The organism is Pseudoalteromonas sp. C2R02 (genome assembly GCF_018860845.1).
GTDB lineage: Bacteria > Pseudomonadota > Gammaproteobacteria > Enterobacterales > Alteromonadaceae > Pseudoalteromonas.
This window is the reverse complement of the sequence record NZ_JAHKQC010000013.1, coordinates 266,768-285,297: the sequence shown is the minus strand read 5'-3', so window position 1 is coordinate 285,297 and position 18,530 is coordinate 266,768. Positions and strand designations below refer to the sequence as shown.

At 35.8% G+C, this 18,530-nt stretch carries 16 protein-coding genes; 5 read left to right on the top strand and 11 right to left on the bottom strand.

The window, feature by feature from the left end; translation table 11 throughout:
* Positions 1-48: 48 nt before the first annotated feature.
* The gene (locus KO527_RS04085) at positions 49-2,277 is read right to left on the bottom strand and encodes an NADP-dependent isocitrate dehydrogenase (RefSeq protein WP_216039096.1); all 2,229 of its coding nucleotides are present in this window, start codon (positions 2,275-2,277) and stop codon (positions 49-51) included.
* Positions 2,278-2,600: 323 nt separating this feature from the next.
* Positions 2,601-2,822, bottom strand: a complete 222-nt coding sequence (cspD, locus tag KO527_RS04080) for a cold shock domain-containing protein CspD (RefSeq protein ID WP_216039095.1) — start codon at positions 2,820-2,822, stop codon at positions 2,601-2,603.
* Between the two features lie 356 nt (positions 2,823-3,178).
* Between cspD and clpS the strand changes: the two genes are divergently transcribed.
* Positions 3,179-3,496 (top strand): ATP-dependent Clp protease adapter ClpS, encoded by a 318-nt coding sequence (gene clpS, locus KO527_RS04075; RefSeq protein WP_042144170.1) that lies wholly within the window; start codon positions 3,179-3,181, stop codon positions 3,494-3,496.
* Positions 3,497-3,518: 22 nt separating this feature from the next.
* Positions 3,519-5,783 (top strand): ATP-dependent Clp protease ATP-binding subunit ClpA, encoded by a 2,265-nt coding sequence (gene clpA / locus KO527_RS04070; RefSeq protein WP_216039094.1) that lies wholly within the window; start codon positions 3,519-3,521, stop codon positions 5,781-5,783.
* A gap of 111 nt (positions 5,784-5,894) precedes the next feature.
* On the opposite strand, the gene infA is transcribed toward clpA, so the two are convergent.
* From infA to KO527_RS04045, 5 genes are all read right to left on the bottom strand, one after another.
* The gene (infA, locus tag KO527_RS04065; protein WP_042144174.1) at positions 5,895-6,113 is read right to left on the bottom strand and encodes a translation initiation factor IF-1; all 219 of its coding nucleotides are present in this window, start codon (positions 6,111-6,113) and stop codon (positions 5,895-5,897) included.
* An 89-nt stretch (positions 6,114-6,202) separates the two neighbouring features.
* Positions 6,203-6,907: an arginyltransferase gene (locus KO527_RS04060; protein WP_216039093.1), complete on the bottom strand. Its 705-nt coding sequence runs from the start codon at positions 6,905-6,907 to the stop codon at positions 6,203-6,205.
* Complete coding sequence (aat, locus tag KO527_RS04055) at positions 6,900-7,616, bottom strand: leucyl/phenylalanyl-tRNA--protein transferase (protein ID WP_216039092.1); 717 nt, start codon at positions 7,614-7,616, stop codon at positions 6,900-6,902. The genes KO527_RS04060 and aat overlap by 8 nt, the downstream gene beginning before the upstream one ends.
* Before the next feature lie 65 nt (positions 7,617-7,681).
* A complete protein-coding gene (gene trxB / locus KO527_RS04050; protein ID WP_042144180.1) occupies positions 7,682-8,632 on the bottom strand; it encodes a thioredoxin-disulfide reductase in 951 nt (316 codons plus the stop codon).
* Positions 8,633-8,791: 159 nt separating this feature from the next.
* Entirely contained in the window at positions 8,792-9,226 is a 435-nt protein-coding gene (locus KO527_RS04045) for a response regulator (RefSeq protein ID WP_216039091.1), read from the bottom strand.
* 215 nt (positions 9,227-9,441) lie between these two features.
* On the opposite strand from KO527_RS04045, the gene KO527_RS04040 reads away from it, so the two are divergent.
* The gene (locus KO527_RS04040) at positions 9,442-11,472 is read left to right on the top strand and encodes an NADPH-dependent 2,4-dienoyl-CoA reductase (protein WP_252733390.1); all 2,031 of its coding nucleotides are present in this window, start codon (positions 9,442-9,444) and stop codon (positions 11,470-11,472) included.
* A gap of 182 nt (positions 11,473-11,654) precedes the next feature.
* Here the strand turns inward: KO527_RS04040 and KO527_RS04035 are convergent, their stop codons facing one another.
* Positions 11,655-12,260 carry a Crp/Fnr family transcriptional regulator gene (locus KO527_RS04035; protein WP_216039090.1) on the bottom strand — a complete coding sequence of 202 codons (606 nt, stop codon included), beginning with the start codon at positions 12,258-12,260 and terminating at the stop codon, positions 11,655-11,657.
* 140 nt (positions 12,261-12,400) lie between these two features.
* Here KO527_RS04035 and KO527_RS04030 point away from each other — a divergent pair, with 140 nt between their 5' ends.
* Entirely contained in the window at positions 12,401-13,687 is a 1,287-nt protein-coding gene (locus tag KO527_RS04030; protein ID WP_216039089.1) for a L,D-transpeptidase family protein, read from the top strand.
* 95 nt (positions 13,688-13,782) lie between these two features.
* Positions 13,783-14,331, top strand: a complete 549-nt coding sequence (locus tag KO527_RS04025) for a DUF882 domain-containing protein (RefSeq protein ID WP_216039088.1) — start codon at positions 13,783-13,785, stop codon at positions 14,329-14,331.
* A gap of 78 nt (positions 14,332-14,409) precedes the next feature.
* Here the strand turns inward: KO527_RS04025 and KO527_RS04020 are convergent, their stop codons facing one another.
* From KO527_RS04020 to asnS, 3 genes are all read right to left on the bottom strand, one after another.
* A complete protein-coding gene (locus KO527_RS04020) occupies positions 14,410-16,131 on the bottom strand; it encodes a proline--tRNA ligase (RefSeq protein WP_216039087.1) in 1,722 nt (573 codons plus the stop codon).
* 92 nt (positions 16,132-16,223) lie between these two features.
* A complete protein-coding gene (gene tsaA, locus KO527_RS04015; protein ID WP_216039086.1) occupies positions 16,224-16,931 on the bottom strand; it encodes a tRNA (N6-threonylcarbamoyladenosine(37)-N6)-methyltransferase TrmO in 708 nt (235 codons plus the stop codon).
* A 159-nt stretch (positions 16,932-17,090) separates the two neighbouring features.
* On the bottom strand, positions 17,091-18,488 hold the full coding sequence (asnS, locus tag KO527_RS04010) for an asparagine--tRNA ligase (RefSeq protein ID WP_216039085.1): 1,398 nt from the start codon (positions 18,486-18,488) through the stop codon (positions 17,091-17,093).
* Between the last annotated feature and the right edge of the window lie 42 nt (positions 18,489-18,530).

Below are 18,530 nucleotides of genomic sequence, written 5' to 3'. Positions count from 1 at the left end.
GGGCATCATGTGATGCCCTTTTATTAATTAAATCAGTATTAGCAAATATTAAATATTGCTGATGATCTCATTTAATGTCGTGCTTGGACGCATTTCTTTACTTACAAGTGCAGCATCTGCTTTGAAGTAACCTTTAACGTCAACTGATACACCTTGTGCATCATTAAGCTCAGCAACAATCTTAGCTTCATTTTCAGTTAATAACGCAGCTGGGGTTGCAAATTTTGCTTTAAGATCAGCATCATCATTTTGTGCAGCAAGTTCTTGCGCCCAGAATAATGTTAAGTAGAAATGGCTACCACGGTTATCAAGTTCGTTTACACGACGAGAAGGAGATTTATTCTCTTGTAGGAATTTAGCAGTCGCTAAGTCTAACGTATCGCCTAAAACTTTTGCTTTAGCGTTATCAGTTGTCACACTTAAGTGTTCAAATGATGCAGCTAGTGCTAAAAACTCACCTAAAGAATCCCAACGTAAATGATTTTCTTTTTCAAACTGCTGAACATGCTTAGGCGCTGAACCACCTGCACCAGTTTCAAATAAACCACCACCGTTCATAAGTGGCACGATAGAAAGCATTTTAGCACTTGTACCAAGTTCTAAAATTGGGAATAAATCAGTATTGTAGTCACGTAATACGTTACCAGTTACTGAAATAGTATCTAAACCTTGCTTGATGCGAACTAAAGAGAATTTAGTTGCTTCAATAGGAGACATGATTTGAATATCTAGACCTGTAGTATCATGCTGTGGTAAATATGCATTTACTTTTTTGATGATTTCACGGTCATGTGCACGTTCTTCATTTAACCAGAAGATAGCAGGTGTTTGAGATGCACGAGCACGGTTAACAGCTAATTTAACCCAATCTTGGATTGGTAAATCTTTAGCTTGACACATACGCCAGATATCACCTTGCTCAACAGAATGCTCAAGTAAAGTATTATCGTTAGAATCAACAACTCTTACAGTACCTGCTTCTGCGATTTCAAATGTTTTATCATGAGAACCGTATTCTTCAGCTTTTTGAGCCATTAAACCAACGTTAGGTACACTACCCATCGTTGTTGGATCAAACGCACCGTTTTCTTTACAGAATTCAATAGTCGTTTGGAAAACACCAGCATAACAACGATCAGGAATTGTTGCCTTAGTATCTTGTAGTTGACCTTCAGCATTCCACATTTGGCCAGAAGAACGGATACATGCAGGCATAGATGCATCAACAATCACGTCACTTGGTACGTGTAAGTTTGTGATACCTTTATCAGAATCAACCATTGCAAGTGCAGGACGTGTATCATAAACAGCTAGTATATCAGCTTCAATTTCTGCTTTTTGTGCTGCAGGAAGATTTGCGATTTTAGCATAAACATCACCAAGACCATTTTTAACATCAACACCTAGCTCAGCAAATAATGTAGCGTGTTTTTCAAATACATCTTTATAGTAAACAGTAACAACGTGGCCAAAGATGATTGGATCTGATACTTTCATCATTGTTGCTTTTAAGTGAAGCGAGAATAAAACGCCTTGCTCTTTTGCTTCAACCATTTGAGCTTCTAAGAAAGTGCGTAATGCAGCAACACTCATTTTAGATGCATCAATCACTTCGCCATCTAATAATGGTTGGCTAGCTTTTAGTACTGTAACAGTACCATTTTGTGCAACGTGCTCAATGCGCGTATCCGTTGCTTTTTCAATAGTTACAGATTGCTCTGAACCAAAGAAGTCACCTTCAGGCATAGCAGCAACGTGAGACTTTGAATCACTTGCCCAAGCACCCATTGAGTGTGGGTTAATTCTAGCATATTGCTTAACAGAAGCAGGTGCACGACGATCTGAGTTACCTTCACGTAAAACAGGGTTTACCGCACTACCTTTAATTTTGTCGTAAGTCGCTTTTACTTTTTCTTGTTCTTCAGTAGATGCATCTTCTGGGTAATCAGGTAATGCATAACCTTGAGATTGTAATTCTGCAATAACAGCTTGTAATTGTGGAACAGACGCACTGATGTTTGGTAATTTAATGATATTTGCTTCTGGTGATTTAGCTAATTCACCTAGTTCAGCAAGCGCATCAGCAATGCGTTGTTCTTCTTTTAAATATTCTGGAAAGTTTGCAATTACACGACCTGCTAAAGAGATATCTCGTGTTTCAACAGCAACATCAGATGCATTAGCAAATGCTTGGATAATTGGTAGCAATGAATGTGTTGCTAACGCTGGTGCTTCATCTGTTTCTGTATAAATGATTTTAGATGTTTTTGTAGTCATCATATTTCCTAATATTCCCAGGCCATTAAGCCTATTCTCAACAATGCAATCATGGATGCTAAATTAGAATTATTACGTTTTTAACGCCTTAATAGATAATTTAGCGCCGGGTAGTATAGCAAAAAAGAGTAAAAATAAATAGCTTACAGAGAAGAGTTTATTAAGAAAGTGAAACGCTTTGTTTACAGTTAATAGATAGTTATTTACACCAAAGGAAATATATATACTTTAGTCTAATGTGTAGGGAGGATTTTTAAAGGAAATATGTGGTAACAGGAAATGCGTAACTAAAAAGGCTCCAAAATATGGAGCCAGCTATATTTTTAAGCTAAGTTTTCATCTGTAGGTGCTATATTAGTTGCATGCAAACCCTTAGGACCTGCTTGCAACTCAAAGGTAACATCTTGACCTGCTTTAAGTGTTTTATATCCATCCATGACAATTGTTGAGTAATGAGCAAATATATCTTCATCATCTTTATCATCTGCAACAATAAATCCGAAACCTTTTGCATTATTAAACCATTTAACTTTACCGCAAGCCATACTGCTAATCCTTCTGTAAGTTGACTAATTAATTTTTATATTTAATTTATACTTTGTGTTGTCAATTTTTATATATCAATGTTCTTCAGTTGTTCCTGTACAATGCTGATGTATACTTACAAATAGTTATTTATGTTTTATAAATGGCTATTTGAGTAGATATCTTCATTATATTTCAAATGATATATCTCAAAGTTTCAGGTTAAACTGTTTATTGATTAACCAAACTTAATTCTGACTGTAGTTTATTTAGTCAAACAGTCAAGTTTTTTGATTAATTTTTAATGGTTTATTTTTTTTTACACTTTTTTGCAATCAAGTTTGCTTGACTGCATGAGAAATGACTATATTTAATTATGAGTGGTTTAAAACAAGCTGACGTGATTGATACGGTACGTGATAGTGAAAAGCAAAAATTGCAGCCACCACGTAAGTATCAAGTGATTTTAAATAATGATGACTTTACCCCGATGGACTTTGTTGTTGAGGTTTTAATTCAATTTTTCAACAAAAATAGTGACCAAGCAGCGGAAATTATGCTCAAAGTTCATTACGATGGTAAAGCAATTTGTGGTATTTATTCAGCAGATATTGCCCAAACAAAAGTTGAACAAGTGAATCAGTATGCCAGAGATCATGAACATCCTCTGTTGTGCCGATGTGAACAAGTTTGATCTTCCATCTTAGGAGTTGCCTATGCTAAATAAAGATCTAGAAATGACACTAAATTCAGCTTTTAGAGAAGCGCGGACTCATCGCCATGAATTTATGACAGTTGAACATTTATTATTAGCCTTAATCGATAACCCTTCTGCGGCAGAAGCGTTAGGTGCATGTGGTAGTGATACCCTTGCATTAAAAACATCGTTATCCGAATTTATTAATGAAACAACGCCGCTCATTCCTGAGATCGATCAAGATAGAGAAACTCAACCTACGTTAGGGTTTCAACGTGTATTGCAAAGAGCTGTTTTTCATGTGCAGTCTTCAGGAAAGAATGAAGTAACAGGTGCTAATGTACTTGTTGCCATTTTTAGTGAGCAAGAAAGCCAAGCTGTTTACTTATTGAAAAAAAGTGATATTAGTCGCTTAGACATAGTGAACTTTATTTCTCATGGAATTTCAAAACTCGATTCATCAGATGAACAAGTTAACAATGATGAAATGATCGATGAGCCTATTGAAGCGCCTAACGATGAAAATAATATGCTTGAGAGCTTTACCAGTAACCTCAATCAACAAGCTGAACAAGGAAATATAGATCCTTTAATTGGCAGAGATTCTGAAGTTGAGCGTGTTGTACAAGTTTTATGTCGTCGTAAAAAAAATAACCCATTACTGGTTGGTGAAGCAGGTGTTGGTAAAACGGCAATAGCGGAAGGCCTCGCTTATAGAATTGTAAACGATGATGTACCAGATGTAATAAAAGATGCTGTTGTTTTTTCATTGGATATGGGCTCTTTGTTAGCAGGTACAAAATACCGAGGTGATTTTGAAAAACGTTTTAAATCACTATTAAAGCAATTACAAAAAGAACCAGACGCTATTTTATTTATAGATGAAATTCATACTATTATTGGTGCCGGCGCGGCCTCTGGTGGGGTGATGGATGCTTCTAACTTAATTAAGCCATTATTATCTAGTGGTAAATTACGTTGTATGGGCTCAACTACTTACGGTGAATTTAAAAACATTTTCGAAAAAGATCGTGCGCTTGTAAGACGTTTTCAAAAAATTGATGTTTTAGAACCCAGTGTGTCTGATACCACTAAAATACTCAATGGCTTAAAAGACAGATATGAGCAACATCACGGGATTCGTTATACGCAAAAAGCCCTACGCGCAGCTTCAGAGCTAAGTGCAAAGTACATTAATGAGCGTCAGTTACCTGATAAAGCGATTGATGTCATAGATGAAGCGGGTGCTAATCAAAGATTATTACCTGTATCAAAGCGTAAAAAGACCATAGGTGTCGCTGACATTGAGCAAATTATTGCAAAAATGGCCCGTATACCACAACAGAGTGTATCTTCGTCAGATAAAGATACCCTTAAAAATTTAGATCGTAACTTAAAACTACTTGTATTTGGACAAGATGAATCCATTGATGCTTTAACATCCGCAATTCGTTTATCTCGCTCAGGTCTTTCAAGTGAAGATAAACCAATTGGTTCTTTCTTATTCGCTGGACCTACAGGTGTTGGTAAAACCGAAGTCACTAAGCAGCTAGCTAAATGCATGGGTATAGAGCTTGTTCGATTTGATATGTCTGAATACATGGAACGTCATGCAATCAGTCGCTTGATTGGTGCGCCCCCAGGTTATGTGGGTTTTGATCAAGGTGGTTTATTAACCGAAGCCGTTATTAAACAGCCCCATTGTGTCATTTTACTTGATGAAATAGAAAAAGCGCATTCTGATATTTATAATATTTTATTACAGGTAATGGACCACGGTACCTTAACTGATAATAATGGTCGTAAAGCTGATTTTAGAAATGTTGTAGTTGTTATGACTACCAATGCAGGTGTGACTGAAACAACACGCTCTACGATTGGTTTTAAACAACAAGATCATAGTTTTGATGCAATGGGCGAAATAAATAAAACCTTCTCACCTGAGTTTAGAAATAGACTTGATAACATTATTTGGTTTAACCACTTAGATGAAGAAGTTATTCTACATGTTGTTGATAAATTTATTGTAGAACTGCAAACACAGCTAGATAAAAAGTCTGTATGTCTAGAAATGACAGATCAGGCACGTCAATGGTTGGCTAAAGAGGGTTATGATAAGACTATGGGTGCCCGACCTATGGCACGATTAATTCAAGACAAGCTTAAAAAGCCATTAGCAAATGAAATTTTATTTGGTGCGTTAACTGAAGGAGGTGTTGTTAAAATCAAAGTGAAAGCTAAAAAGCTTCATTTTGAATTTGAGAAAGAATTAACACCTGCTTAATTTTATAATCTTTTGCCAACTTATACTTGTGGAGAGTTGTCTAAACACAAAAAAGCTCAGTTAAAACTGAGCTTTTTTATTTATCAAAAACTATTTTGATTCTTCTGGTGCTTAGCGGGCACGGAAAACGATACGTCCTTTTGATAGATCGTAAGGTGTTAATTCAACCGTTACTTTATCACCTGTCAGTATACGAATGTAGTTCTTACGCATTTTGCCAGAAATATGAGCTATAACAACATGACCATTCTCAAGCTCTACTTTGAACATAGTATTTGGTAAAGTGTCAAGGATTGTACCTTGCATTTCAATTACGTCTTCTTTCGCCATCTTAAGCGCATCACCTCTAGAATATTTTAAGGTGCAGATTTTGCCCAAAAGAAGACGATAAGTAAAGGAGGATAAGTGATATTTGTAAATTAAATACTAATCCAGCGGTCAAATTCTAAAATTTGATGGTTTTTAAACTGATTTTTGTAATTCATCTTTTTACATTCGTCAATTTGGTAGCCTAAATATACAAAGGGTTTGTTTTGGCTCTTTGCTAATTTAATCTGCTCGATTACCATAACAGTACCTAAACTGAAGTGCTCAAAATCAGGATCAAAAAAAGTATAAATAGCAGATAACGAATTTGAAAGTTGATCTGTGACAGCAACAGCGATCAGTTTTTCTTCTTTATAAAGCTCAATATAAGTAATAGGAAGCCAAGTACATAGCAAAAAACTTTTATATTGTTCTTCATTTGCTGGAAACATACTGCTATCACTATGACGTTGATTGATGTATTTTTCGTATAAAGAATAATACTCACTCGAGGCCTCATTGCTATATTTTACAGTAAACTGTTTTTGAGCATTTTTTAATTTTCGTTTTTGAGAGCGACTAGGTATAAACTCATCAACCACAATTCGTATTGCCTTACATTTAAAACACGGTGCACAATGCGGCCGATAGATTTGATCGCCGCTGCGGCGAAAACCTAAAGACAATAAATGTTCATAACCAAACTCGGTATAGCATGATGGTTCAAGTATCACTAACAGTTGCTCTTCTTCATCGGCTAAGTAATTACAAGGAAAACTTTGACTAAGTCCTAATTTAGTTGGCAAATGTTTATTCATATATATTTTCTAATTGTTGTGGTTTCCACATATCTGATGGCATTGTAAATTTGTTTGATAATATAAGTTTAGCTAAAAAATCAGATCGTGTGATCTCTGTTGCACCTAAAGATGTTAAATAAGGGTTTGTGAGCTGACAATCAATAAAATGGGCATCATGTTTTTTAAGCCAATTGACTAATGCCCAACTTGCAAGTTTTGAAGTGTTTGTCATTGTGTGAAACATTGACTCTCCACAAAAAGTACCATTTTGCATGATGCCATATAAACCACCAACTAGATTATTCTCAAAAGTGACTTCAATGCTATGAGCAATTCCTGAACGATGCAGAGATAAATAAGCGTGTTTCATCTCATCGGTTATCCAAGTACCTTCTTGATCTATACGTTGCTGCTGACAGCCTTCTATAACAGATTCAAATTGGGTATTAATACTGATTTTAAAATTTTTCTTTTTCTGATATTTTTTTAAACTTTTACTGATATGGAAGTTATCTAGCTCAATAACCGCACGTGTAGATGGAGACCACCACATAATTGGTTCGTCTTCACTAAACCAAGGGAAAATTCCCGACTTGTAAGCAAGTTTTAGTCTTTGTGTACTTAAATCTCCACCAAAGGCTAATAGCCCGTCAGGATCCTTTAAGGCGAGTTGTGGATCAGGAAATCCATGTTTTGTAGGACATAATTGATAAATTTGTTTAGACATAATTCTTCAAATAAAAAAACCGAACATTCATAAAATGTTCGGTTTTAAAAAAGTTTAATTAATAATTATAGGTTATCTAAAAACTTTTCAGCATCAAGTGCAGCCATACAACCCGTACCAGCAGATGTAATTGCTTGGCGGTAAATGTGATCAGATACGTCACCTGCGGCATAAACACCTTCAACACTTGTTTGAGTAGCATTACCGTGAGAACCTGTTTGCACAGCTAAGTAACCATCGTTCATATCTAATTGACCAACAAACATATCTGTATTTGGTTTATGACCAATCGCGATGAATACACCCATTACTGCAACTTCTTTTGTATCGTCAGATTTAGTAGATTTAAGACGTACACCAGTTACGCCCATATCATCACCTAATACTTCATCAAGCGTGCTATCTGTGTGTAATACAATATTACCGTTTTCAACTTTTTCCATTAAACGGTCGATTAAGATTTTTTCACTTCTGAAAGTATCTCTACGATGCACTAAATGTACTTTTGAAGCGATGTTTGAAAGGTATAACGCTTCTTCAACAGCTGTATTACCACCGCCAACAACAGCAACTTCTTGGTTACGGTAAAAGAAACCATCACATGTTGCACATGCTGATACACCACGGCCTTTGAATGCTTCTTCAGATTCCATGCCTAAGTATTTAGCAGATGCACCTGTTGCAATGATTAATGCATCACACGTATATGTGCCTGAATCACCTGTTAATGTGAAAGGGCGGTTTTTAACATCAACAGTATTGATATGGTCAAAGATAATTTCTGTTTCAAAACGCTCAGCATGTTCTTTCATTTGTTCCATTAAACCTGGACCTGTCATGTCTGCGCTGCCGCCTGGCCAGTTTTCAACTTCTGTCGTCGTAGTTAATTGTCCACCTTGTTGCATACCTGTAATTAAAACAGGGTTTAAATTTGCTCTCGCTGCATATACAGCAGCTGTATAGCCTGCAGGGCCTGAACCTAAGATAAGTAATTTACTATGTTTTGCTGATGTCATGAAATATTCCAGATGCTTTAAATATAAATTTATTTATTGTTTTTTAGATGGTGGTTGATTCTAAGAAAAACAAGCAGCAAGTAAACAAATTTGTAAAATGTTTGAGAATTACTTTTTTTGAAAAAATGAAACTTGTGCATTTTTCTGTACTGTTGTTGTTTACTGTTCGGGCAATAAGTTATGTTCGCGGGCAAGTTCTGATAGAAAATGGTTCTCAGTAATAACACGGTGATATTCAAGTGCCTGCTCGATAGCGGCAATAAATTCTAAGTTATGCCAAGGTTTATTTATAAAACGGTATATTTGCGCATTATTGATTGCGTCAACAACAGTATTTAAATCAGCGCAACCAGATAATATAATGCGTTGTGATCTTGGGTGAATTTCTTTTGTTTTTGATAAAAAGGTCACACCGTCCATTAATGGCATATTAAAATCAGAAATGAATAATTCAAACAATCCACTTTCAGCTCTTTCTAATGCTTTACTTGGCTCAGAAAAGTATTCAACTTGTAGATGTTTTTTTCGAGCCAACAGCCTTTTCAGTGACTCTAAAATATTTATATCATCATCTAGTATCAATATTCTAGCCATTTAAACTCCTACAAAGTGATATTAGTAAATTTATATTCATTAACTTAAAGATAGTACAGCTTTGTAAAACTGTAAGTATATTCGTTTAAATCTATGATTTATTGAAATAAGAATAAATTTAAGTTGAAGTTATCAAATGATAACGACACATATAAATGACTCGGTGATACTGAACATCAGAATTAAAAATAATTATTGAAAATATGGAGCACTACATGTCACCGTCAACTATTCATTATCCAAAATTATTTACGCCATTAAGTTTAGGTTTTACACAATTAAAGAACCGCATCATTATGGGGTCGATGCATACAGGCTTAGAAGAGCAAGAAAATGGTATTGAACGCATGGCGACCTTTTTTTCTGAAAGGGCAAAGGGCGGTGTTGCTTTAATTGTAACAGGTGGTTTTGGGCCAAACCAAGAAGGCGCAACTCACCCACACACTAACCTTATAGAATCGGATGCCCAAGCACTCAAACATAAAACAATCACAGATGCAGTACATAAAGAAGATGCAAAAATTTGCATGCAAATATTGCATACAGGTCGATATGCTTTTAATAAAAATTTAGTCGCGCCCTCAGCTGTTCAAGCACCTATCAACCCTTTTACACCTAAAGAACTCGATCACCAAGGTATAGAAAAACAAATATCTGATATCGTACAAATGGCAAAATACGCAAAAATAGGTGGCTACGATGGTGTCGAGATTATGGGGTCAGAGGGTTATTTTATAAATCAGTTCCTAGTCAAAAGAACCAATAAGCGTGAAGATGAGTGGGGTGGCGATTATGAAAATAGAATGAAACTCGCTGTTGACGTTGTAAAAAGAACAAGGGAAGCTGTAGGGCATAATTTTATAATCATCTATCGGTTATCAATGCTAGATTTGGTTGAAGGTGGTAGTACTTTCGAAGAAGTTGTTCAGCTTGGAAAAGCGATTGAAAAAGCAGGTGCAACAATCATTAATACTGGTATTGGCTGGCATGAGGCAAGAGTGCCAACTATCGCAACAAAAGTACCTAGAGCTGCATTTACTTGGGTGACTGCTAAGTTTAAAAAAGAATTATCAATACCATTAATCACATCTAATCGCATTAATATGCCAGATGTAGCAGAGCAAGTACTTGAGCGCGCAGATGCTGATTTAATTTCCATGGCTCGCCCTTTTTTAGCTGATCCAGATTTTGTTGTAAAGGCCCAATTAGGACAGTCTAATCAAATTAATACATGCATAGGGTGTAATCAAGCATGTTTAGATCATGTATTTAATGGGAAAATGACAAGCTGTTTAGTTAATCCAAGAGCATGTCATGAATCAGAAATAAAAATCGAGAAAACAAAAAGTAAAAAACATTTAGCTGTCATTGGCGCCGGACCTGCTGGTTTGGCGTTCGCGACAACTGCGGCTAAAAGAGGTCATAAAGTAACTTTAATTGATGCGGAATCTAAAATTGGTGGCCAGTTTAATGTTGCAAATCAAGTCCCAGGTAAAGAAGAGTTCAATGAGACCATTCGCTATTTTGACTCACAAATAAAAGAACACGATGTGAATTTACTATTAAATCATAGAGTAAATACAGAGGATTTAAATAATCAAAACTTTGATGAGATTATTATTGCGACAGGCATAAAGCCAAGAAAGGTTAATATTGAAGGTTTAGATCATGCAAAGGTTTTAAATTATTTAGATGTATTGAAACATAAAAAAGAAGTCGGCAAAAAAGTAGCGGTAATAGGCGCCGGTGGTATTGGTTTTGATGTGAGTGAATTTTTATGTCATCAAGGAGAGTCAACCAGCCAAAATATACCTGCATTTATGGCACAATGGGGCGTGGACATGTCGTTAAAAGCAAGAGGCGGTATTGAAGGTGTAAAAGAGAAATTAATACCTTCTGGCAGAGAAGTCTACTTATTACAACGTAAATCTACAAAAGTAGGTGCGGGGTTAGGTAAAACTACGGGCTGGATCCATAGAGCAGGGCTTCATAAAAAAGGTGTAAAGATGCTTTCATCTTGTGAGTATGTAAAAGTTGATAATAAAGGTTTACATATTAAAGTTGATGGCAAGAACCAATTGTTAGAGGTCGATAATATCATTATGTGCGCAGGACAAGAGCCTTTAGATGAATTAACAGAAGGCTTAATCAAAGCTCATCATTTAATTGGCGGTGCTTTTGAAGCAGCAGAACTAGATGCTAAACGCGCAATTGATCAAGGTGTTAGGTTAGCAGCTGTTATTTAGTCTTTATAAATGAATAGAAATATAAAAAATATTTAAGGTGTAAATTTTGACCTAATAGCCATTTTGATTAGGTCAAATATCGATATTTAATTATAAAAATCATCAACCAAAATAGACTATCGGGTCAATTCTGATTAGGTATATGTTATTAGGCAATGTTAATTACAGGCTACATTTGCTCGTTAATACTTTGTATCCATTTTTCTTTTTAATCTTGATAAAGAAACCGCTGTGATCCCAAGAAAAGAAGCGATGTGATATTGAGTTAACTTATCGTTAAGGTCAGGAAACTCCTTTAAAAACCATTTATACCTTTGCTCTGCATTACCTAATAATAGCTGAGCTTCTCGCTTTGCACTTTTTATAAAAACAGTTTGTAACAACTTAACTTCTAGTTGTAACCATTGAGTATTTTTAGAGTGTGTATTATTTAAGTCTCTATAATTAGAAAGCATTAAATCGACTGGTTCAATTGCTTGAATATAATATTCACAAGGCTGAGCTGAAACTAATGCACTGATGGGTGCTAATGCTTCATTGGCTTGATAAAAATGTTGATTCACTTCATTGCCATTATGATCAATATAATAAACACGTAATAGGCCACTTAAGATAAAGCCGATATCTTCACAAAAATCGCCCGCTTTAATCCAATGCTGATTTTCAGTGAGTTGTATATGTTTGAACTTTTCAGAAAAAGATAACCAATTATCAAATGGCTGGCTAATTTGCTTTTCAAAATTGATTCTTAACTGATGATTTAAATCAGCTTGAGTGAATGAAGTCATTTAACTAATATTTATAATATTTTATCAAATTTTAAAATTGAATATTAATAAAGTCTATAAAAGATTTCATCTAACTTTGATTTAGCCTACTTAGTTGCCATACTTAAATTTAAATTCAAGTTCAATGATGGGGGCTAGTAATGATCCAAAACAGCTTGTTTGTGATAGTGTTTTATTATCTGTGTTGTAGTCAGGTAATAGCATCTCAAGACGCGCCATCATTAGAAAAACGATTAATATCAAGTCATAGTATGCCCACAAGCGTTATTAAATTAAATAATGAGAGGGCTTTAGAAAATAATTTTGAAAAAATTATAAATAAAGTAAATGTTGAACGTGTTAATCAGAGAATATATTTTTTAAAACGGTTAGCAAAATTGAAGGTTTGGCCATATATCAAGTTTGAAACATTTTTAAATTTAGGTGATAGGCACCCGATGATAAGTGAAGTAAAACATAGGTTATATCTGTTAGGTTATTTAAAACAAGACCGCAGTGCCAAAAATACATTTTCAAAGGTTTTATTTAACGCATTGAGTCAATTTCAAAAACATCATGGCTTAAATCCCGATGGGATTATTGGCCCTAGAACTTTAAATTGGTTAAATACCTCTCCAGCCCAAAGGGCTGATTTACTATTAAGAAACTTACATCGTCAGCAAGATTTTTTTTCGCAGGTAGAACAGGAATACCTTGTTATTAATATCCCTCAGTTTCAGCTGAGTGTTGTGAATCAAGGTGAGGGGATTTTTAGTTCAAAAGTAATTGTAGGTAAAAGCAAAAGACCTACTCCAACACTGAGCTCTGAAATACAAAGCGTTGTATTAAATCCAAGTTGGAATGTCCCCAGAAAGATTGTAAGGCGAGACTTACTACCGAAAATTCGTAGAAATTCAGATTATTTAGATGAAGAAAACTATGATGTATTTGATTTTGATGGCAACAAAATAAGTCTGTCTGAGTTTAATTGGTCAAAGCTAGCAAAAGGGCGTTTCCCTTATAAACTTAGGCAAAGACCAGGTCCTACAAATGCGCTGGGACAAGTTAAATTTCATTTTAATAATGAACACAGTGTTTATATTCACGATACACCTGATAAAGCCTTATTTGATGAATCACGTCGAGATTTTTCATCTGGTTGTATTCGCGTAGAAAAAGCCAATGAATTAGCGCTTTGGTTTAAAGAAACAAGATTAGCTAATCAAGATTCTTGGCATAAAGTAATAAAAAATAATGAAGGAAATAAATGGTTTAAGCTCAAAGAGCCATTAGCAATTCACTTAGTTTATTGGACTGCCTGGGTTGATGAATATAATCAAGTACAGTACAGGAGTGATATTTATGATAAAGAAAATGTGCTTTATAAAAATAAAAAACCACAATTAGATCTTAAAAGAAATCAGACTATCGCACGGATAAAACCATAAAAAATGATATTTATGACTATTTTATATAATTGCTAATTTAACAATAATAAAGTATTCTTGCTGATTGTTTATTGATCGATCTTAAGTGGTAGTTAATGTCTTTGTCGTGCTCAACTCGAAGAAATTTATTAAAAGGTTTTTGTGGCATTGTTGCTTCAGGTGTTATACCTAAACATACATTTGCAAGTGTACAAAGTGAAGGAAAGCGTAGCTTAGCTTTATATAATCGCCATACAGATGAACGTTTTAAAGCAGATTTTTGGATAAATGGTAATTATCAACATGAAGCGCTTGGTAATTTTGATCAATTATTACGTGATCATAGGCAAGATATTACAGCGCCAATGGATAGAAATTTATTTGAGTTACTACATAAGTTACAGCAGAAATTGGAAGATTCATCTGAAATACATATTATATCTGGGTTTAGATCCCCTAAAACGAATGCAATGTTAAATGCAACTACAAAGGGTGTGGCCAAGAAAAGTTATCATATGAGAGGCATGGCAATGGATATTGCGATCCCAGGTGTAGATTTACTCGATTTACGCAATGCGGCTAAGAGCCTTAAATTAGGTGGCGTAGGTTATTATCCAAAATCAGGCTTTATTCATGTTGATACCGGTAGAGTAAGAAGCTGGTAAAGTTAACTTTATTATAAAAACAAAAAACCCAATTTATATTAAATTGGGTTTTTATTATCTATCAATAGATATTATAAGTTACTTGTTAAATAATGTTTTGAAGTGCTCAATCACAGTATCTAATTCAAGCATTGTTTTTTCACCAGTACGGCGGTTTTTTAACTCAACCTTGTTTTCATCAAGGTTACGTTCACCAATAACAAGTGTGTATGGTACACCCATTAATTCCATATCATTGAACATCACACCTGGTCGCTCTTTTCTATCATCAAATAATACTTCAATACCAGCTTGTGTAAGCTTGTCGTAAATACCATTTGCGATATCAGGAATACGATGCGACTTGTGCATATTCATAGGCACGATAGCTAATTGGAAAGGAGCAAGTGCTTCTGGCCAGATGATACCGTATTTATCATTATTTTGTTCAATTGCTGCTGCAACAATACGTGATACACCAACACCGTAACAACCCATAGCCATCGGCTGGTTTTTACCTTGTTCGTTTAACACACCGGCATTCATCGCTTCCGAATACTTAGTACCTAACTGGAAGATATGGCCAACTTCAACACCACGTTTGATATTAACAACGCCTTGTCCACATGGACTCGGATCGCCTTCAACAACATTACGAATATCAGCAACAGTGTAATCAGTTACATCTCTATCCCAGTTAATACCACTGTAATGAACTTGGTTTTTATTTGCACCAGCTACAAAGTCAGCCATAACAGCTGCACTGCTATCAACGATCACTGGAATTTCAAGACCGACAGGACCTAAAGAACCAGCAGCAGCGCCAATTGTACTGACAATGTCTTCGTCTTTAGCAAGCTCTAATGGGCTATCAACTAATTCAAGTTTTTCAGCTTTTAATTCGTTAAGTTCGTGGTCACCACGAACAACTAATGCTACTAAACCACGGTTACCTTCTTCATCAGCAGCACCGTAAACAATTAAAGTTTTAACGCCTCTATGTGGCTTAACACCGTGCTTAGCTTTTAGTTCAGCAATTGTTTTAGCTTCTGGTGTATCAAAAGTATTTAATTCTTTTGACGCTTCAGGACGCGTATCTGTTGTAATCGCTTCTGCTTTTTCAATATTTGCAGCGTAATCACTTTGTGAGCTAAATGCGATAGCATCTTCACCAGACTCGGCTAATACATGAAATTCATGTGATACACTGCCACCAATAGAACCTGTGTCAGCAATAACAGGGCGAAACTCTAAATCCATACGTTTAAAGATATTACAGTAAGCTGTATGCATTTTTTGATATGTAGTATCTAAACACTCATCACTTAAATGAAATGAGTAAGCATCTTTCATCGTAAATTCGCGGGCACGCATCACACCAAAACGAGGACGAACTTCGTCACGTACTTTAGTTTGTACTTGATATAGTGCTAAAGGAAGTTGTTTGTAACTTTTGATTTCTTTACGAACAAAATCAGTGATCACTTCTTCATGTGTTGGACCTAATGCAAACTCACGATTATGACGGTCTTTAATACGTAGTAATTCTGGACCAAACTCTTCAAAGCGGCCTGATTCGCGCCATAAATCCGCAGGTTGGATGACAGGCATTAACATTTCAATTGCACCAGCTTTGTTCATTTCTTCACGAACAATGTTTTCAACTTTACGTAAAACACGTAAACCTGTGGGTAACCAAGTATATAAACCCGATGCAAGACGGCGGATCATGCCAGCTCTTAGCATTAATTGGTGACTGATGATTTCAGCATCAGCAGGCGTTTCTTTTAGTGTCGCGAGTATATATTGACTAGTACGCATGTTTTTTCCGTTATAAATTGGGGTATTAAATTTTTTATTTCGTTTAGTGCTCTAGTGTAGCAGTGCAAAGGGCTGCAAAAAAGCTTAACTTATCATTGGTGGCTAATTTCTAGCACAGTATTAAGATTATTTTCAATTTTCCACTTAATATTAAAGTCATAAAGGCACATACCGTAATTTTGTACGCCACCTTTACTCTTTTTATATGCAGGGCGTGGATCTTGCTTTAAAACTTTAGCAATAAATTGATATAAGTGTGGGTGTGTGTTTTGCTGCTTCATACAAAATTCGATTGCTTGCTCACTAAAACACACTTCAAGTTCAGTTTCAGGTCGCGTATCGGCAAAACCTGCTGTGGCATCAGGTAAACTATCAGAGTAGGGTAAGTAAGGTTTGATATCAATGATAGGTGTGCCATCTAATAAATCAATACCTGAAAGCTCAAGCCAAAGTTTGCCGTTTTTGTAGCAGATATCTTCTAATTTTACCGCACTCATACCAATCGCATTAGGCCTAAAAGTTGCACGTGTAGCAAATACCCCTTTTTTTTCATTGCCACCTAATCGAGGAGGGCGAACCAAAGGGGACCAACCTTTATCAGCTGTTTCATGAAATCTGAATAATAACCAAATATGACTAAAATCTGCTAAACCACGAACAAACTCTTCACGGTTAAATTCTCCGGAAAATTCTAATTGCGCACGTGCCTCAGGTATTAACCTTGGTTGTCGTGGAATTGCAAATTTTTGTTTATAAGGTGAGTGTATAGTTCCAAGAGGACTAATTTGGTAGGTTTCCATGAGATCATTTTCAAAAAAATTGATAATCAGATCATATCAAGGCAGGTGTCATCTAGCTAGTGGTTGATTTTAGATTATGGGAATTTTAATTTAAAAGAAAGGGGGATTTAGAAATACCAGTTAGCAAGAGACTAACTGGTATATTCATTAGATTTGATATTAGTAAGTTGCATTACCTTTAGTACGTGGGAATGCAATTACATCACGTACATTGCCCATACCTGTAACATAAGCAACTAAACGCTCGAAACCTAAACCAAAACCAGAATGAGGCACAGTACCGTATTTACGTAAATCACGGTACCAGCTGTAATCTTCTTTATCTAAGCCCATTTCTTCAAGACGTGCGTCAAGTACATCTAAACGCTCTTCACGTTGTGCACCACCAATGATTTCACCAATACCTGGTGCAACAACATCCATTGCAGCAACAGTTTTGCCATCTTCATTGGCACGCATGTAGAAAGCTTTGATATCTTTAGGGTAGTTTTTAATTACAACAGGTGCGTTAAAGTGTACTTCTGCTAAATAACGCTCATGTTCAGACTGTAAATCTACACCCCACTCAACTGCGTACTCAAATTTCTTGCCACAGGATTTTAAGATTTCTACCGCTTCAGTGTAATCAACTTGTGCAAAGTCTTTGTCTACAAAGTTTTCTAAACGCTCAATTGCAGTCTTTTCTACACGTTGCGCAAAGAACTCCATATCATCACGACGTTCATCTAAAACTGCTTTGAAAACACATTTAAGCATATCTTCAGCAAGTTTTGCGATATCTTCTAAATCTGCAAAGGCGACTTCAGGTTCAACCATCCAGAATTCAGCTAAATGACGTGACGTATTTGAATTTTCAGCTCTAAAAGTAGGACCAAAAGTATAAATATTTGACATAGCTGAACAGTAAGTCTCACCATTTAACTGACCAGATACTGTTAGGAAAGCTTCTTTACCAAAGAAATCTTCAGCATAATCAACTTCACCTTTATCAGTGCGCGGTAAGTTTTCCATATCCAAAGTTGATACCTTAAACATTTCGCCAGCGCCTTCACAGTCACTTGCTGTGATGATAGGTGTGCTTATCCAAACAAAACCACGATCGTTGTAAAAACGGTGGATTGCTTGTGCTAAACAGTTACGAACACGTGTTACAGCACCAATCATATTCGTACGTGGGCGAAGATGTGCATGCTCACGTAAATACTCAATGCTATGACGTTTTGCTGACATAGGGTAAGTATCTGGATTATCAATCCAACCAACAACATTAACAGTATCAGCTTGAATTTCAAAAGACTGACCTTTACCTTGAGATTTTACTAGCGTACCAGTTACTTCAACAGAGCAACCCGCTGTTAAGCGTGTGATTTCTTCATAATTATTAAGTGAATTAGGAACCACAGCTTGGATCGGATCAAAACAAGAACCGTCATGGACGGCTAAGAAAGAAATACCGGCTTTAGAATCACGACGTGTACGGATCCAGCCTTTAACTGTAACCGTAGACTCTGCTTCTACTTTGCCTGCTAATAATGCTGTGATAGCTGTGTGGCTCATTTTCACTCCAATGATTCTGTAATATACTTTTGAATATACATT

Excerpts from the sequence above, each read along its gene's own strand:
- KO527_RS04085 (WP_216039096.1), bottom strand. The coding sequence starts at position 2,277 with ATGACTACAAAAACATCTAAAATCATTTATACAGAAACAGATGAAGCA.
- cspD (WP_216039095.1), bottom strand. The coding sequence starts at position 2,822 with ATGGCTTGCGGTAAAGTTAAATGGTTTAATAATGCAAAAGGTTTCGGA.
- clpS (WP_042144170.1), top strand. The coding sequence starts at position 3,179 with ATGAGTGGTTTAAAACAAGCTGACGTGATTGATACGGTACGTGATAGT.
- clpA (WP_216039094.1), top strand. The coding sequence starts at position 3,519 with ATGCTAAATAAAGATCTAGAAATGACACTAAATTCAGCTTTTAGAGAA.
- infA (WP_042144174.1), bottom strand. The coding sequence starts at position 6,113 with ATGGCGAAAGAAGACGTAATTGAAATGCAAGGTACAATCCTTGACACT.
- KO527_RS04060 (WP_216039093.1), bottom strand. The coding sequence starts at position 6,907 with ATGAATAAACATTTGCCAACTAAATTAGGACTTAGTCAAAGTTTTCCT.
- aat (WP_216039092.1), bottom strand. The coding sequence starts at position 7,616 with ATGTCTAAACAAATTTATCAATTATGTCCTACAAAACATGGATTTCCT.
- trxB (WP_042144180.1), bottom strand. The coding sequence starts at position 8,632 with ATGACATCAGCAAAACATAGTAAATTACTTATCTTAGGTTCAGGCCCT.
- KO527_RS04045 (WP_216039091.1), bottom strand. The coding sequence starts at position 9,226 with ATGGCTAGAATATTGATACTAGATGATGATATAAATATTTTAGAGTCA.
- KO527_RS04040 (WP_252733390.1), top strand. The coding sequence starts at position 9,442 with ATGTCACCGTCAACTATTCATTATCCAAAATTATTTACGCCATTAAGT.
- KO527_RS04035 (WP_216039090.1), bottom strand. The coding sequence starts at position 12,260 with ATGACTTCATTCACTCAAGCTGATTTAAATCATCAGTTAAGAATCAAT.
- KO527_RS04030 (WP_216039089.1), top strand. The coding sequence starts at position 12,401 with ATGATCCAAAACAGCTTGTTTGTGATAGTGTTTTATTATCTGTGTTGT.
- KO527_RS04025 (WP_216039088.1), top strand. The coding sequence starts at position 13,783 with ATGTCTTTGTCGTGCTCAACTCGAAGAAATTTATTAAAAGGTTTTTGT.
- KO527_RS04020 (WP_216039087.1), bottom strand. The coding sequence starts at position 16,131 with ATGCGTACTAGTCAATATATACTCGCGACACTAAAAGAAACGCCTGCT.
- tsaA (WP_216039086.1), bottom strand. The coding sequence starts at position 16,931 with ATGGAAACCTACCAAATTAGTCCTCTTGGAACTATACACTCACCTTAT.
- asnS (WP_216039085.1), bottom strand. The coding sequence starts at position 18,488 with ATGAGCCACACAGCTATCACAGCATTATTAGCAGGCAAAGTAGAAGCA.